This is a genomic window from Bilophila sp. 4_1_30, from assembly GCF_000224655.1.
In the GTDB taxonomy this organism is placed as follows: domain Bacteria; phylum Desulfobacterota; class Desulfovibrionia; order Desulfovibrionales; family Desulfovibrionaceae; genus Bilophila; species Bilophila wadsworthia.
Genome location: NZ_JH114286.1, coordinates 1 through 716, shown reverse-complemented (window position 1 = coordinate 716; position 716 = coordinate 1). Strand labels below are relative to the sequence as shown.

Genomic DNA, 716 nt, shown 5'->3' with positions numbered 1-716 from the left:
ATCCCGATCATCGTCCCCGTGGCTCAGGCTGTCGATCCGGATCTCGTGGTGGTTTCCCTTTCCGCGACCCTCGCTGGCAGCGTGTTCGGGGATCATTGCTCCCCCATTTCGGATACGACCATTCTCTCCAGTGCCGGAGCCGGATGTAATCATATCGAACACGTATCGACACAGCTGGGTTATGCGTGCATCGTGGCTTTTTGCTGCTTCGTCGGTTACGTTGTCGCCGGATTTACCAAGGCCAACCTGTGGTGGAGCCTTGGCTCTTCCCTTGTCCTGCTGCTCATCAGTGTGTTCATTTTGCACATGCTGGGCAATAAAAGGGCTGCTGCTAGAGAAACAGCCGCTATCGGGGGAAATGCCTGATAGTTCCGTAAAAAATCGGATATATGGGAGGGTGGGCTTGGGTCCGCCCTCTTTTTTGTGCACGCATGGGAGCAAATAAAGACATTATCCTGTAAATACAGTATAATATAAAAAATTCGGAAGATGGACACAAGAAATGTTTCTAAGCAGTCCCTTTTTTCGGGACGTTAGATTGACAGTATCTCAATTGAGATGCATTATAACTCAAATACGATACGAGGTGAGTATGGCTAGTACGACAATGGTCCACATCCGTGTTGACGAAAAGCTCAAGCGCGAAGCATGTGCCGCCTTGGACGGCATGGGCCTGTCTCTTTCCGATGCTGTGCGTCTGCTCCTTGTTCGTGTGG

2 protein-coding genes are annotated in these 716 nt (G+C 50.6%); both read left to right on the top strand.

What is annotated here, in order from left to right:
* Nucleotides 1-366 (top strand): Na+/H+ antiporter NhaC family protein (locus HMPREF0178_RS20180; protein ID WP_039959578.1); only part of this gene is annotated, 366 nt, incomplete at its 5' end.
* Nucleotides 367-502: 136 nt separating this feature from the next.
* Nucleotides 503-716 (top strand): type II toxin-antitoxin system RelB/DinJ family antitoxin (locus HMPREF0178_RS23145; RefSeq protein ID WP_369737841.1); only part of this gene is annotated, 214 nt, incomplete at its 3' end.